The sequence below is a fragment of the Paenibacillus sp. IHBB 10380 genome (assembly GCF_000949425.1).
GTDB lineage: Bacteria > Bacillota > Bacilli > Paenibacillales > Paenibacillaceae > Paenibacillus_AQ.
Genome location: NZ_CP010976.1, coordinates 4384644 through 4400193, shown reverse-complemented (window position 1 = coordinate 4400193; position 15550 = coordinate 4384644). Strand labels below are relative to the sequence as shown.

General features: G+C 43.9%; 12 protein-coding genes. All 12 read left to right on the top strand.

Features of this window, described 5'->3' with window-relative positions:
* Positions 1 to 111 precede the first annotated feature (111 nt).
* Positions 112 to 1225 (top strand): peptide chain release factor 2 gene (prfB, locus tag UB51_RS20050; protein ID WP_144407044.1). Its coding sequence is split into 2 segments (ribosomal slippage): positions 112 to 183 and positions 185 to 1225, totalling 1113 coding nucleotides; the frame shifts between segments, so codons are not numbered across the junction.
* 208 nt (positions 1226 to 1433) lie between these two features.
* A complete protein-coding gene (locus tag UB51_RS20045; protein ID WP_044878802.1) occupies positions 1434 to 2339 on the top strand; it encodes a YitT family protein in 906 nt (301 codons plus the stop codon).
* Positions 2340 to 2459: 120 nt separating this feature from the next.
* Positions 2460 to 3515: an N-acetyl-gamma-glutamyl-phosphate reductase gene (argC, locus tag UB51_RS20040; protein WP_044878801.1), complete on the top strand. Its 1056-nt coding sequence runs from the start codon at positions 2460 to 2462 to the stop codon at positions 3513 to 3515.
* Between the two features lie 20 nt (positions 3516 to 3535).
* Entirely contained in the window at positions 3536 to 4762 is a 1227-nt protein-coding gene (gene argJ, locus UB51_RS20035; RefSeq protein WP_044878800.1) for a bifunctional glutamate N-acetyltransferase/amino-acid acetyltransferase ArgJ, read from the top strand.
* A gap of 33 nt (positions 4763 to 4795) precedes the next feature.
* Positions 4796 to 5638 carry an acetylglutamate kinase gene (gene argB / locus UB51_RS20030; RefSeq protein WP_044878799.1) on the top strand — a complete coding sequence of 281 codons (843 nt, stop codon included), beginning with the start codon at positions 4796 to 4798 and terminating at the stop codon, positions 5636 to 5638.
* 69 nt (positions 5639 to 5707) lie between these two features.
* Complete coding sequence (locus UB51_RS20025) at positions 5708 to 6901, top strand: acetylornithine transaminase (RefSeq protein WP_044878798.1); 1194 nt, start codon at positions 5708 to 5710, stop codon at positions 6899 to 6901.
* A gap of 353 nt (positions 6902 to 7254) precedes the next feature.
* Entirely contained in the window at positions 7255 to 8214 is a 960-nt protein-coding gene (argF, locus tag UB51_RS20020; protein ID WP_044878797.1) for an ornithine carbamoyltransferase, read from the top strand.
* A 323-nt stretch (positions 8215 to 8537) separates the two neighbouring features.
* Positions 8538 to 9776 (top strand): argininosuccinate synthase, encoded by a 1239-nt coding sequence (locus UB51_RS20015; RefSeq protein WP_044878796.1) that lies wholly within the window; start codon positions 8538 to 8540, stop codon positions 9774 to 9776.
* Between the two features lie 86 nt (positions 9777 to 9862).
* A complete protein-coding gene (argH, locus tag UB51_RS20010) occupies positions 9863 to 11269 on the top strand; it encodes an argininosuccinate lyase (RefSeq protein WP_044878795.1) in 1407 nt (468 codons plus the stop codon).
* Between the two features lie 370 nt (positions 11270 to 11639).
* Positions 11640 to 13025: a sugar phosphate nucleotidyltransferase gene (locus tag UB51_RS20005; RefSeq protein WP_044878794.1), complete on the top strand. Its 1386-nt coding sequence runs from the start codon at positions 11640 to 11642 to the stop codon at positions 13023 to 13025.
* Positions 12976 to 13221: a hypothetical protein gene (locus UB51_RS20000; RefSeq protein ID WP_144407043.1), complete on the top strand. Its 246-nt coding sequence runs from the start codon at positions 12976 to 12978 to the stop codon at positions 13219 to 13221. Before UB51_RS20005 ends, UB51_RS20000 begins: the two co-directional genes overlap by 50 nt.
* Entirely contained in the window at positions 13218 to 15515 is a 2298-nt protein-coding gene (locus UB51_RS19995; RefSeq protein WP_044878792.1) for a cyclic di-GMP-binding domain-containing protein, MshE-related, read from the top strand. Before UB51_RS20000 ends, UB51_RS19995 begins: the two co-directional genes overlap by 4 nt.
* Positions 15516 to 15550: the final 35 nt, after the last annotated feature.

The window sequence follows — 15550 nt, the reverse complement described above, 5'->3', positions numbered from 1 at the left end:
GTTTAAGGGAGTTTATGTCGAGATATAAGTAAAGGCTTTCTGCAAGAAAGCCACGTCGGAAGCATAAGCTGGGTTCAACGTATATATTTGATAACGAGGTGAATGATTATTATGATCGATGCAAGTATAAAGCATGACCTACGTGAGATTAGTAGTAAATTAACCAACCTTAGGGGGTCTCTTTGACTTAGATCTGAAGCAGGAAATGATCTTGAACTTTGAAGAGAAAATGGGAGCGCCTGATTTCTGGGATAATACGGAGAAGGCACAAAGTCTTATTGCAGAACTGAACGCTGTCAAATCTTCCATCGATGAGTATGAGAAGCTGCAACTGGAATATGACGATGTAGCGATGATGGTTGAATTGGCTGACGAAGAGGAAGATGAGTCACTCGTCGATGAGATTGTTCAGACCGTTAAGTTGATTATGAAGAGGCTCAATGATTTCGAACTTGGGTTATTGTTAAGTGGTCCTTATGATAAGTCTAATGCGATTCTCGAACTTCATCCGGGGGCTGGGGGTACGGAGTCCCAGGATTGGGGAGAAATGCTACTCAGAATGTATACACGTTGGGCAGAGAAGAATGGCTTCAAGGTGGAGACGATGGATTATCTTGCAGGTGATGAGGCTGGAATTAAGAGTGTAACCTTACTGATCAAGGGGTTTAACGCTTACGGCTACCTCAAGGCAGAGAAGGGTGTGCATCGTTTAGTACGGATCTCCCCGTTTGATTCATCAGGGCGACGTCATACCTCATTTGTCTCCTGCGATGTGGTACCAGAGATTACGGAAGACGCTGAGGTAGATATTCGTACAGAGGACTTGAAGATTGATACTTACCGTGCAACAGGAGCTGGGGGACAGCATATCAATACAACGGATTCAGCGGTACGGATCACACATATTCCATCAGGAGTTGTCGTGACAAGTCAGGCTGAACGTTCTCAGATTAAGAATAGAAACTGGGCGATGACAGCTCTTCGTTCTAAGCTTGTAGAGCGTAAGTTAGAAGAGCAAGCCAAAGAGTTAGCAGAAATTCGTGGTGAACAATCTGACATTGCATGGGGTAGCCAGATTCGTTCTTATGTGTTCCATCCCTATAGTATGGTAAAGGATCACCGTACATCAGTGGAAACAGGTAATATTGGAGCAGTGATGGACGGGGACTTGAATGCTTTTATCGATGGGTATTTGCGTAGCCAGCTTAAAGTGGAAAGTGAATAATATTGGAGAAATTCCTACACGCTATACGTGTAGGAATTTTTTGTTATGATATAGGGGTCGAAGCCAATATCAGTTGCAGAAAACAATGGATAAAGCAGGTTGTAGCGGTCATGCTACACGCCTGTTTGTTTTTCAAACACTAGCCTTAGTATTAGGCAAATTTTCAGGAAAAATGATAGTTGAGAATTGAAAGGGGAGCATCATAGTAATGGCAGCACAAACAGCACGTAATCGGAGGTCAAAAACAGTTTTACCTTTAAAGGGACCTGCAAGGCACGTATGGGATACCCTGTGTATTATCATCGGTTCATTTATTATAGCCGTGGGGTTCAATTTGTTCTTTCTACCTAATGGTATAGCTTCAGGAGGAATATCAGGACTTTCTATTCTCATTGAAGCATTATTTAAAGAAGTATGGCCTGGATTGGAACCAGCCTACATACAATGGAGTTTTAATATTCCTCTAGTTATTATGGGATTTCTAATGCTTGGCAAAAATTACGGTATTCGTTCCTTGCTAGGAAGCATTATTCTACCGTTATTTGTCCTGCTGACGAAGGACTGGCCGATTCCTACGGCTAATCCCTTACTTGCTTCTATTTATGGTGGAATTGCTATAGGGCTTGGAATCGGACTTGTGTACCGTGGCAGGGGTTCTACAGGTGGACTAATTATTCTGGCACAAATCATTCAGAAAATTACGGGTCTGAGTTTCTCACTATGTGTCGTTATTCTAGATGGATCCGTTATAGCTATGGCTGCATTAGTAATGTCGATGGAGCAGGCTTTGTACGCTCTGGTAGGTCTATATGTGACAGGGAAAGTGATTGAAACGGTGGAACTTGGATTCAATTATACGAAGGTCGCTTACATCATCTCAGATCATATAGAGCCCATTAGTCAGACTATTCTAAAAGATTTAGATAGAGGACTTACGAAGCTTAATGCACAGGGAGGTTACACGGGTGATGACCGCACAGTTCTGATGGTCGTTGTTGGACAGAATGAGGTCACGAGATTGAAGACGCTGGTTCAATCTGTGGACCCGGGGGCTTTTGTCATTATTAGCAATGCACATGAGGTACTTGGTGAAGGGTTTACCCGACAGGCGTAAATAACGCAAAGTGGTAAATGGGCTCCTAAAGGTGTTGTATTTATATGAATAGGGATGTATAATAATACATAATTATTAGAGGGGTTGGATTGATCTGGATTAGAGAGGGGATCACGGGAGATGGCAGTAGATTCAAAGGTACGGGTGGCAATCGTAGGTTCTACAGGATATGGAGGCGTCGAGTTAATTCGTTTGCTTCAGGGTCATCCTAATGTGGTTATTACCTCTGTTATTTCGTCTTCTCACGCAGGGGCACCCGCATCGGATGGGTTCCCTCATCTCACGGGTATTATTGTACAGAATTTGGACGGTGTAGATGTACAGAATATGGCCCTTAAAGCTGACGTAGTGTTTATGGCCACACCTGCAGGGGTGAGCACAGCATTAGTTCCGCAATTACTTGAGGCAGGGCTAAAGGTGATTGATCTATCTGGTGATTTCAGATTGAAGGATGGGGCTACGTACGAAGAATGGTATAACCGACCTGCAGCAGATGCAGAGTTGCTCCAGAAGGCTGTATATGGTTTAAGTGAAGTGTATGGAGAACAAGTCGTAGGTGAAGATCTAATTTCGAATCCGGGTTGTTATCCAACGGCAACTTTGCTCGGACTTATTCCAGCAATATCAGCTGGGTGGATTGATCCTTCCAGTATTATTATAGATGCTAAATCAGGTGTGTCAGGAGCAGGCCGAGGTACGAGTCTGATGGTCCATTATGCAGAGATTAATGAAAATCTCAAAGCATATAAATTAAATAAACATCAGCATATTCCTGAAATTGAACAGGTATTGAGCCAAGTGGCAGGGGAGAAGATCACAGTAACCTTCTCAACACATTTGACACCTATGACGCGAGGAATTATGAGTACGATGTACGCCAACATAGTGGGCGATCATACAGAGGATGATTTCATTGCTTTGTATCGCCAGTATTATGAGGGACGTTCTTTCGTACGTGTACGGGATCAGGGGATTTATCCAGCAACGAAAGAAGTGTCTGGCTCTAACTATTGTGATATCGGATTCGCAACAGATGCAAGGACAGGAAGAGTTACCATCGTCTCTGTTATTGATAATGTAGTCAAGGGTGCTGCTGGCCAAGCGATACAGAATTTGAATCTTATGATGGAATGGGAGGAGAATCTCGGCTTGAGTTACACACCAGTGTACCCATAAGAGCGGGGAAATATAATATCATGGACAAGAAAAATTTTACCATCATTGAAGGTGGATCTATTATAACACCGCTAGGTTTCCGCTCAGGTGGAGTGCACTGTGGATTGAAAAAAACAGAGCGCCATGATCTCGGTGTGATTGTGTGTGAGGTAGAAGCAACAGCTGCTGCCGTATATACGACAAGTGCATTTCAAGCGGCACCTTTGAAGGTGACACGTGAGAGTCTGGTAGACGGCAAGCTGCGAGCTATTGTCGTGAATAGTGGTAACGCTAACGCCTGTACAGGGCAGCAAGGTGAAGCTGATGCCTATGCTATGCGAGCGGCAGCAGCTCACTCCCTTGGATTGGCGGAGCAAGATGTGGCTGTTGCGTCTACAGGCGTGATCGGCGAGTTGCTCAAGATGGACTGCATAAATGCAGGGATCGAGGCAATGCCACCAAGACTTAGTGCAACAGAAAGCGGTGCGGATGATTTCTCTCAATCCATTCTGACTACGGATTTAGTGAAGAAGGAAGCTTGTGTATCTGTAGTAGTTGATGGTAAACCAATTACGATTTCCGGAGCGGCAAAGGGGTCAGGGATGATCCATCCGAATATGGCTACCATGCTTGCCTTCATGACGACGGATGCTAAGATCGATCAGGTTTCATTACAACAATTAATGCGCCAAGCGACAGACTTGACCTTCAATATGATTACAGTAGATGGGGATACGAGCACGAATGACATGCTACTTACGATGGCGAGTGGTCTAGCGGGTAATGAGACGCTGCATGCTGATCATGCGGATTGGGAAGCTTTTGCCAAGGCTTTTACTTATGTATGTCAGAGTCTAGCTAAAGCGATTGCCCGGGATGGCGAAGGAGCTACGAAGTTAGTTGAGGTACTCGTGACAGGAGCGGTTAGTGAAGCTTCCGCACGTGCTATAGCTAAGACGGTTGTAGGTTCAAGTCTAGTGAAATCTGCCGTATTCGGAGCAGATGCGAACTGGGGGCGAATTATTGCCGCTGTAGGGCGTGCTGGAGAACCGGTTAATCCAGACCATGTAGATATCCGATTAGGTGATATAACGATGCTGAAAGAATCACGTCCGATTGCTTTTGACGAGAATGAGGCTTTGATATATTTGAAAGGTGATACAGTACGAATATTCGTAGACCTTCATAACGGAGAAGGTCAAGCGACTGCATGGGGTTGTGATTTAACATATGACTATGTACGGATTAATGCCGCATACCGGACGTAAAGTGACAACACTGCAATGAAGGGGGATCTTGCTATGGGAACGGAAATAGAGAATCAACAAAAGAAGAACCATCATGAGGTTGTAAGCCATGGGAACTTTGTGATGAAGTGTGGCGGAAGTACACTTGCCGCTCTGCCTGATTCTTTCTTTGATGATTTAAGACACTTGCAGCAGACTGGGTTGCAACCTGTCATCGTTCATGGTGGAGGCCCTGCGATCTCTGACAATCTATCTAAGCTCGGAATTGAGAGCGAGTTCGTTAATGGACTACGTAAGACGACGGAGGATGTACTCGATGTCGTGGAAATGGTCCTAGCGGGTAGCATCAACAAACAGATTGTACGACGAATTCAGAATGTAGGCGGTCGTGCAATCGGGCTTTCGGGAGTGGATGGTTCACTAATACAGGCGAAGCCAGTAGTGAATAGTGTAGAAGTTGGCTTTGTTGGCGATGTCACGTATGTAGAGTCTAGTATCATTGAAGGTGTACTGAACATGGGCTATATACCTGTGATTGCACCGATTGGTATTGATGATTCAGGACAACGATACAACATTAATGCAGATACAGCTGCTGGCGCTGTAGCTTCTTACTTGGGTGTGAATCGGATGATCGTCGTAACGGATGTGCCTGGCATTATGAAGACTGTCAATGACGAGAAGGTTGTGCTTGAGTCGATCACCGTACAGGAGATTGAAGAAATGATTGCTACAGGTGAAATCTACGGCGGAATGATCCCGAAAGTACGTGCAGCTATGAGCTGTATCCATGGGAATGTACAAGAAGTGGTCATTGTTGACGGAAGCGTACCGCAAGTCCTTAGTCGCGTTATGCAAGGAGATACACTAGGAACTCGGATTGTTCAAGAGATGTAAGACCATAACATACGATCTCAGGTCGGGGATTACGACGGCCGAGTTTGTTCATAGACTGGAGTGATAAGAATGGGTAATGAAGTGCAAAGTTCCTTGTTTCCAACGTATGCTAGATATCCAATTAGTTTGGTCAAAGGTCAAGGAAGCTGGTTATGGGATGATCAAGGGAATAAGTATTTAGATTTCATGTGTGGGCTTGCGGTAACGAATCTCGGTCATGCACCTGAGAAGGTGAAGGAGAAATTGAAACAGCAGCTTGATGAATTATGGCATGTATCTAACCTTTTTCAAATTCCGAATCAAGAGAAGGCAGCTAGCTTACTGACAGCTAACTCCTGCGCTGATGCAGTATTCTTCTGTAATAGTGGTGCCGAGGCGAACGAAGCGGCTATTAAACTTTCTCGTCGTTATCATCAGAAGGTAAAAGGGACAGATCGTTATGAAGTCATTACATTCGAGCAATCTTTCCATGGACGTACACTAGCTACATTAACGGCGACAGGTCAGGATAAGGTGAAGGATGGATTCTTACCTCTTCCAGCCGGCTTTAAGACAGTACCGTTACATGATTTGGAAGCTTTGAAGGCAGCGATTGGTGATCATACAGCAGCTATCATGATCGAAATGGTTCTTGCTGAAGGTGGTGTACATCCTGTCCAACCTGAGTTCGTGAAGGCCGTAGCTGAACTATGTAAACAACAAGGAATACTACTTATCGTAGATGAAGTTCAGACAGGGATGGGACGTACGGGTAAATGGTTTGCCCACGAGCACTATGGTATTGAACCCGACATCTTCACCGTTGCAAAAGGGATTGCTAGCGGATTCCCAGCGGGGGCTATGCTTGGCAAGGAGTATTTACGCGAAGCATTCACTCCGGGGAGTCATGCGTCGACCTTTGGTGGAACACCGATTGCAACAGCTGCCATTATTGCTACTATTGAGACAATGCTCGAAGATCGCATTCCTGAACGTGCTGCGAAGATCAGTCAATATTTGATGAATCAGCTGAATGAGAAATTAGCTGGTATACCTTTTGTAAATGGAGTGCGCGGACTAGGACTGATAGTAGGGATTGAATGCAAAGAGCCAGTCAATGAAATCGTGTTAGAAGGTCAGAAGCGGGGACTATTATTCGTAACAGCAGGACCGAACGTGATTCGTCTGTTGCCGAATCTATACGTAACCGAGGAAGAGATTGACCAAGCGCTTGAAATTTTAGTAGATCTTATTCACGATCATACATCAGTTAAGAAAGCTTAGATTTCAATTGATCCTGTTTAAAGGCTAATAATTGGAATTTAATAGGAAGTAAGGGATCTAAACTGCAATCAATGCTTGCTGAAAATAAACGTATATGCAGATCGTAGCGGAGAGGACGGAATTGTCCTAGAGAAGCGAAGCGTTCGCCTACAAGCTTTCCTTTGGAAAGCTACTTCGAAAGCATAGGCTTTGCCATCGGATTTCTACCGCTATATAGCGGTATATAATCAAGAAATCTGATGGCAACAGCGATCGGAAGAACAATCCGTCCGCGTAGCGGCCATCTATCGTCACTATTACTGTTGTTCAAGTATTGATTTTGGCTTTTAGCAACAAAGGAGGACAATTAACTCATGAGTAAGAATGAAACATTGGAGACAACAATCAATCTCAAGGGCCGTGATTTCATCGAATTGGATGATTTCACACCCGAGGAAATTCAATATTTGATCGATTTAGCAATTGAAATTAAGCGCAAGCAGAAGAACGGTGAGGTATACCAACCTCTTTTGGGCAAGACAATTGGACTTATTTTTGAGAAATCTTCGACACGCACAAGGGTATCTTTTGAAGTTGGAGCGTTTCAACTAGGGGCTCATGCACTCTTCTTAAGTAAAAATGATATTCAACTGGGTCGTGGAGAAATTATTAGCGATACAGCGCAGGTATTGTCACGCTATCTTGATGGAATTATGATTCGTACGTTTGGTCATGAGAATGTGATCGACTTAGCTCGCTATGCGACAGTACCTGTCATTAACGGGTTGAGCGATTTGGCACATCCATGTCAAGTTCTTGCGGATTATCAGACGGTATATGAGCACAAGGGTAAGCTTAAGGGGCTGAAGCTGGCTTATATCGGCGATGGTAACAATATGGCCCATTCACTGATGATTGGTGGAGTTAAGCTGGGTGTCGATGTATACGTGGCTACTCCAGAAGGTTATGAGCCTGATCCTACGGTTGTGAAGGAATGTCTAGAAATTGCTGCTCAGACGGGTGCGAAGATAGTAGTTACGCAAAGTGCTGAGGAAGCAGTGAAAGATGCGGATGTGATCTATACAGACGTATGGGCGAGCATGGGATTTGAAGAAGAGCAGAAGGTTCGTGAAGCTGTTTTTGCTAATTATCAAGTGAACGAGCAACTGGTACAGGGTGCTAAGAGTGATTATCTCTTCTTGCATTGTCTACCTGCGCACCGCGGTGAAGAAGTAAGTGAGGGTGTTATTGACGGAGATCACTCGGTTATATTTGATCAAGCCGAGAACCGGCTGCATGCTCAGAAGGCATTGATGGCTGCTTTAATGGGATAAGAGGTCCAGGTCCATAGTATGAGGATATTCATAGGTCTAATTAAAGTTGAGAATAGAAGTTAGGGCTTTAATTCTATAATTGGTGTTTGCTGAAAATAGACGTATACGCAGACCGTAGCGGAGAGGACGGAATTGTCCTGGAGAAGCGAAGCGTTCGCCTACAAGCTTTCTGTAAGAAAGCTACTTCGAAAGCATATGCTTTGCTATCGGATTTCTACCGCTATAAGCGGTAAACAATGAGGAAATCGGATGGCAACAGCGATCGGAAGGACAATCCGTCCGCGTAGCGGTCTTATATCAACACATTGAAGGGAAGTTATAGCATGGCAAAGGAAAAGATTGTACTGGCATACTCTGGGGGATTGGATACATCCATCATTCTGAAATGGCTTAAAGAAACATACGACGCGGAAATTATTGCTTTTACAGCAGATGTAGGTCAAAAGGAAGAATTAGATGGTTTGGAGGAGAAAGCCCTCGCTACCGGTGCTTCTAAAGTGTACATTGATGATCTGCGCGATGAATTCGCTAATGATTTCATTTATCCAATGTTCCAATCTGGTGCTTTGTATGAAGGCCAATACCTACTAGGTACGAGTATTGCACGTCCGCTGATCGCGAAGCGTATGGTGGATATAGCACGTGCCGAAGGGGCAACCATGATCGCTCACGGAGCTACAGGTAAAGGGAATGACCAAGTTCGCTTCGAGCTTGGTGTGGCTGCACTTGCCCCTGATATTAAGGTCATTGCTCCTTGGCGTCTGGAAGAATTCCGTAATGATTTTCCAGGACGGGCAGAGATGATTGCTTTTGCAGAGAAACATGATATTCCTGTAACAGCTTCTGCGGCGAAATCATATTCAATGGATCGCAATTTGCTTCATATTAGCTACGAGAGTGGCGTGCTTGAGGATCCTTGGTTTGATGCTAGTACACCTGAGAATAAAGAGATGTTCCTACTGAGTGTATCCCCTGAGGATGCACCCGATGAGGCAGAATATTTAGAGCTTGAATTTGCAAAGGGTGATTGTGTAGCTCTGAACGGTGAGGAACTAACACCACTTCAAGTCATGGAGAAATTAAATGAGCTAGGTGGTAAGCATGGTATTGGTCGTGTGGATATGGTGGAGAACCGTTTCGTAGGCATGAAGAGCCGCGGTATCTATGAGACACCAGGTGGAACGATTCTGTTCACAGCTCATCGCAAGATGGAGTCCATCACGATGGATCGTGAGGTTATGAATCTGCGTGATAGCTTGATTACTCGCTATAGTACACTCGTGTACAATGGCTTCTGGTTCGCACCAGAACGTCTTACACTTCAGGCACTTGTAAAAGAGAGTCAGAGTAACGTGACAGGAACAGTACGTGTTAAACTGTACAAAGGAAACATTATTGCTGCTGGCGTGAAGAGTCCAGTTAGCTTATATAATCCAGAAATCGCGACGATGGAAGCTGATCCAACACAGGCTTACGATCAAGGGGATGCAACGGGGTTCATTCATCTGAATGCTTTGCGCCTTAAAGTAGCAGCTGGAGTACAACAACAAAACAAATCATAACGGAGCTAAAGGGCAAGCAGAGGGCCGTTCCTTGTCCATTCAGAGAAGGAACGGTTTTACGCTGTCACAAGAAGGGAGAGACCACAATGAGTAAACTTTGGGGAGGGCGCTTTACGAAGCAGACCAACCATCTAGTAGAGGAATATACAGCATCTATCGGCTTCGATCAGGCACTTGCAGAGGAAGATATTCAAGGGAGCTTGGCGCACGTTACAATGTTGGGCAAATGCGGTATTCTTCCTCAGGAGGATGTCGCTACGATTAAAGCAGGTCTTGAAAAGGTGCTAAACAAAATTAATCAAGGTGAGATTGAATTCTCCGTTTCTGATGAAGACATCCACATGAATATCGAGAAGAATCTTATTGATGAGATTGGACCCGTAGGGGGCAAATTGCATACAGGTCGTAGTCGGAATGACCAAGTGGCTACAGATATGCATCTTTACCTCCGCAAGCGGGTAGTGGAGTTGGTGAGCATGCTACATAGCTTACAGACGGCTCTAATCGGACAGGCAAAAGATAACTTGGATACGATGATTCCAGGTTATACGCATCTTCAGCGTGCACAGCCGATTCTATTCGCTCATCACCTCATGGCCTATGTATCCATGTTCCAACGGGATGCGGAACGGGTCATGGACAGTTACAAGCGTATTAATGTACTTCCATTAGGCGCAGGTGCTCTAGCTGGGACAACATTTCCGATAGATCGCCATTTCGTGGCAGAGCAGCTTCAGTTCGATAAGGTGTACGAGAATAGTCTGGATGCAGTCAGCGACCGTGATTTCATTCTGGAATTTCTAGCGGATGCTTCTATTATCATGATGCACTTGTCTCGTCTCTCTGAAGAATTAGTATTATGGAGTAGTACAGAGTTCAATTTCATTGAACTTGATGATGCTTTCTGCACAGGCAGTAGCATTATGCCACAGAAGAAAAACCCAGACGTACCAGAGCTTGTCCGGGGTAAGACAGGTCGGGTATATGGCAACTTGATGGGGTTATTAACGGTACTGAAATCTTTGCCACTAGCTTACAATAAGGATATGCAGGAAGATAAGGAAGGTATGTTCGATACAGTAGCTACACTTGAAGGAGCACTTCAATTATTTGCTCCTATGATTGCTACAATGAAGGTTAACAAAGGACGCATGCGTGAAGCTGTGAACAAGGACTTCTCTAATGCAACCGATATTGCAGATTTCCTTGTAGGTAAAGGTCTTCCTTTCCGTCAAGCACATGAGGTTATTGGTAAAACCGTTCTATATTGTATTCAGAACAATAAATATTTACTAGACTTAAGCTTGGATGAATTCATGCAATTCTCACCGCTATTTGACGATAGCATCTATGGTGTTCTTCAGCCAGAGACGGTCGTTAATGCACGTAATGTATATGGAGGAACTGCTACTGGGCAAGTTGCTGCAGCGATCTCACGGAGTGAGGAAACGTTGCAGGTTACTGAGCAATGGGTGAATGAACACAGCAAATAGAGTTAATCGACATATCCAATTAAAAGTATGATAACAAAGCGATCACTGATGTAAAGTGATCGCTTTTTTGTTATGGAATTTAATTTGTTGTAGTAATGAATACCTATACTATATAGTAGAAATATCTAGAATATAGTTCTAAAGTTATGATAAAAGCAATAAAAATTCTTACAATACCATATTAATACAATTGTTTATGTGGTAATATAGCACCATATTTAGAATATTTAATGCGTATGTTCGTTATTATACGAATTTATTAACTACATCTAGATAAAATGAACTAAAGTTTACTCCCACTCCAGTTCTATAGATTCTAGAGAAAATTAAGAAGTTGAGGGTTCGTTCTTCTACTACTCGGAGGTGTGATATGAGAATAGTCCTATTATCTGGAGGTGCCGGCAAGAGACTATGGCCTTTATCAAATGAGGGGAGATCTAAGCCATTCCTTCGGGTGATGCATGATCAAACAGGGCGTAAGTTATCCATGATTCAGAATACGATGGATGAGCTAGAGGCCATAGGCTTTAGTGATCGTACATTGATTGTAGCTTCGGACAAGCATATCCAGCAGGTTCATGAGCATCTAGGTGATGGCGTACAGAGTCTAGTGGAGCCTCGGCAACGAGATACGTTTCCTGCGGTAGCCCTTGCAGCTACTTATCTCCATGATGAGCTTGGAGCTGCAAGAGAAGAGGTCATTGTCGTGATGCCCGTGGATGGTCATGCGGATAGCACATTCTATCGTCTTCTTCCGATACTTGCTCAAGGCGTATCTGACTCGAATGAGGCTAAGCTGGGATTGATTGGTGTTAAGCCACTATCAGCCTCGGTTAAATATGGATATATCGTTCCAGAAGCTGCTTTTGAAGTAGACAAGCTGTTACCCATTCATAAATTTCAAGAAAAGCCAGATGAACAAACGGCGCAAGATCTCATTGAACAAGGGGCATTATGGAACTGTGGTGTATTTGCATTTACCGTTGGGTATTTGCTTGATCTGTTGCAGGCTCGTGGTTATCCACAAGATTATGCAAGTCTGAATGAAATGTATGATGAATTACCAGCAAGAAGTTTTGATTATGAAGTATCAGAACGTGAAGGTTCTGGGGTATGTCTCCCCTATGAGGGCCACTGGACGGATATGGGGACATGGGATGGCGTATTTACAAGTATGAAAGAGCCTTTGTATGGTTATGGTTTGTTAAATGGAGATTGTAACGGTACGCATGTCATTAATGAATTATCTATTCCTATGGTTGTCTCTGATATACCTAATGCGTTCATTATTGCAGGACAGGAAGGCATTTTGATCAGTAGTAAGGGGAGTTCTTCGGATATTAAGCAAGTTCTCTATCAGCTGTCTGAGATATCACCTCCGGTTGAAGTGCGTACGGGAGGAAGGTGTTCTTTACTGGATAGGCAGGCAATAGTGGATCATGGAATAACGATAGAGACGAGTCGCATTCATATCCCTTCTACAGGGCAATTGACTACACATTCGAAGGCAATGAAGACGGTATGGACGTTATTGATGGGCTCAGGAAACTTCGTCCCTACAGATCTGAGACATGATGAACTTCAATGTGATGAGGGACAATCATTTGTATTGGATGGAGCGGGTCGATTCACTGCATCGGCTGAATGTGTACTCATTGAAATAGCTACGTTAGACAACGGTGAATTGATTGAGATAAGGAGTCCTTATGAGAACAAGAGGAATGATAGGCAAGGGAACGACCTTGTTAGGTTATAACGCTGATGATGTAGAAGGAATGATCCAATCACTTACAGAGGCACGACAGGAAGTGGAGAAGCTTCTAATCGAAGAGAGGGAGGCTTATCTCACGGAGTCTACAAGTAAAATACAAGAAATTGAGGAGCTACGTTCCCTGCTAGACAAGGCACGGGCTGAGGAAAGAAGCATAATTGAAGGGGTGACTCCTCAATGAAGGATAGATTTCGATGGCAAGTACGTGGATTAGCCTTCGGTCAAACCAAGAAGTTGATCCTTAAAGAACGTATGGAACTTGAGCAACTTCAGCAGAAGCTGGATGAACAGCGGCAGGAGCAGGCATCAGGGATTCATAAGTTAGATTTCGAAATCGCAGGCTTGAATCGCCGTCTTCAAGAAACCACTGTCCGTATTGACCAAATTCAGAAGGATGATGAATTAAAGAAAACCGCACCTACTAGTGGTAAAGGCAGGATGGGGGAAATGCTCGTTAGCCGGGGAATCATCACGGCTGCGCAACTTGAGCATGTCATCTTAAGTCAGAAGCAGTATGGCGGCCGTCTCGGTGATATTTTGGTAGACATGGGATTTGTAACTGCTGAGCAAATGGATCGAGAGACGGCAGAGGCTCGTCCAAAGGAAAGACTTGGCGAGATGCTCGTCCGCTCCGAGTATATTACACAGGAGCAACTAGACCGCGCACTTTCTTTCCAAGCGAAAAGTGGTGGGATGTTAGGCGATATTCTTTTGTCATTACAAATGCTTGAGCCTGAGGAATTATACCGTGCTATTGCAACTCAGAATCAGATTGGGCGGATCGGTGAAGAGATTGATCTTAATGTTCCATTTAAATTACCAGAGCAGTGGGCACAAGATAATGGTGTGATTGTAGTTCACCAATATCTTAATCGCTATCTTGTGGCCGTAGAAGATCCGCTTCCCGAGAGTCGTTACGCCGAACTTGAGGCATTGCTGGGCATGCCTTTTGAACAAGTCTTGGCTACTAAAGAAGAGCTGGAGCAATTATTCTCTAGTATTTATGGAGATGAGATGCTGAAGCATAGTACCTCCAAGCTGAAGGAACAACAGCCGCAGAACTCGGCTAGTACTACGTTTACATTCGCTCAGATTATGATGTTTGCAATTATGGGTCTATCTATTATAGTCGGCTTAATCTGGAATGTATGGAATACGATACTGGTCGTTAATTTATTGGTGCAATTATTTTATTTCATTATGACGGTATTTAAGTTCTGGATTATTTATTTGGGTTCACGTACGGATTCACAAATTCGGTTCACGCCAGAAGAAATTACAGCCTTGGATGAGAAGAGCCTTCCAATCTATACGATATTAGTTCCCATGTATAAAGAGGCAGGCGTTGTTCCTCATTTGATTCGGAATCTAGAGCAACTTGATTATCCTAAATCGAAGTTAGATGTAAGATTGTTGATCGAAGAGGATGATATGGAGACAAAAGAACTGCTAAGTTCAATGAATCTTCCGGCTTATTACACAACGTTAGTTGTTCCTGACAGTCTGCCAAAGACGAAACCTAAAGCATGTAATTATGGTCTTATTCGTGCTAGGGGAGAATATGCGGTCATTTATGACGCAGAGGATCAACCCGATGCAGATCAGTTGAAAAAAGTAATGGCGGCATTCAATTCCCTTCCGGAAGAATATGTGTGTATTCAAGCCAAATTGAATTACTTCAACAGTTCGCAAAATTTGTTGACGCGTTGGTTCACACAGGAATATAGCATGTGGTTCGAGTTGCTGCTACCAGGGATTATGAAGCTCGATATGCCCGTTCCGCTTGGTGGAACGTCTAACCATTTTAAAGTATCTGTACTGAAAGATATCAATGCATGGGACCCTTACAACGTTACAGAGGATGCCGACTTGGGCATTCGGTTATACAAATCAGGTTATAAAACTGCGATTATTGATTCACGGACGTGGGAAGAGGCAAATAGCCAAGTCGGTAACTGGATTCGCCAGCGCTCCCGCTGGATCAAAGGGTATATGCAGACATGGCTTGTCCATATGCGCAATCCCTTCAAGCTTATTAAGGAAATTGGATGGAAGGGATTCTTTGGATTTCAAGTAATGATTCTCGCGACACCGTTACTTCCCCTACTCAATCCGCTCTTCTGGTTAATGATTGTGCTGTGGTTCGGTTGGCAAGCTGAATTTATACCGAAGTTATTCCCAGGATTTCTATATTACCTAGCTGGTGCGGAATTCTATATTGCAAACTTCCTGTTTATATTCAGCAACGTAGCCGGCGTATACTGGGTCATCAATGATTTGGAAGAGAAAGGGGAGAAGCGATTCTCGTTCTCCTTGGTCAAATACGGCTTATCTACGCCACTTTATTGGGTACTCATGAGCATTGCAGCTATAAAAGCAGCTTGGCAACTGGTTACGAAACCTTTTTATTGGGAGAAAACAGTTCATGGTCTTGCTGATATGCATGAAGAACCAGAACTGCGAGAGAAATTGTAATTACGTTTAAGCTCAGAGTAGGTAGGCTGGTAGCT

Coding starts and splice junctions, on each gene's coding strand:
- UB51_RS20045 (WP_044878802.1), top strand. CDS start 1,434: ATGGCAGCACAAACAGCACGTAATCGGAGGTCAAAAACAGTTTTACCT.
- argC (WP_044878801.1), top strand. CDS start 2,460: ATGGCAGTAGATTCAAAGGTACGGGTGGCAATCGTAGGTTCTACAGGA.
- argJ (WP_044878800.1), top strand. CDS start 3,536: ATGGACAAGAAAAATTTTACCATCATTGAAGGTGGATCTATTATAACA.
- argB (WP_044878799.1), top strand. CDS start 4,796: ATGGGAACGGAAATAGAGAATCAACAAAAGAAGAACCATCATGAGGTT.
- UB51_RS20025 (WP_044878798.1), top strand. CDS start 5,708: ATGGGTAATGAAGTGCAAAGTTCCTTGTTTCCAACGTATGCTAGATAT.
- argF (WP_044878797.1), top strand. CDS start 7,255: ATGAGTAAGAATGAAACATTGGAGACAACAATCAATCTCAAGGGCCGT.
- UB51_RS20015 (WP_044878796.1), top strand. CDS start 8,538: ATGGCAAAGGAAAAGATTGTACTGGCATACTCTGGGGGATTGGATACA.
- argH (WP_044878795.1), top strand. CDS start 9,863: ATGAGTAAACTTTGGGGAGGGCGCTTTACGAAGCAGACCAACCATCTA.
- UB51_RS20005 (WP_044878794.1), top strand. CDS start 11,640: ATGAGAATAGTCCTATTATCTGGAGGTGCCGGCAAGAGACTATGGCCT.
- UB51_RS20000 (WP_144407043.1), top strand. CDS start 12,976: ATGAGAACAAGAGGAATGATAGGCAAGGGAACGACCTTGTTAGGTTAT.
- UB51_RS19995 (WP_044878792.1), top strand. CDS start 13,218: ATGAAGGATAGATTTCGATGGCAAGTACGTGGATTAGCCTTCGGTCAA.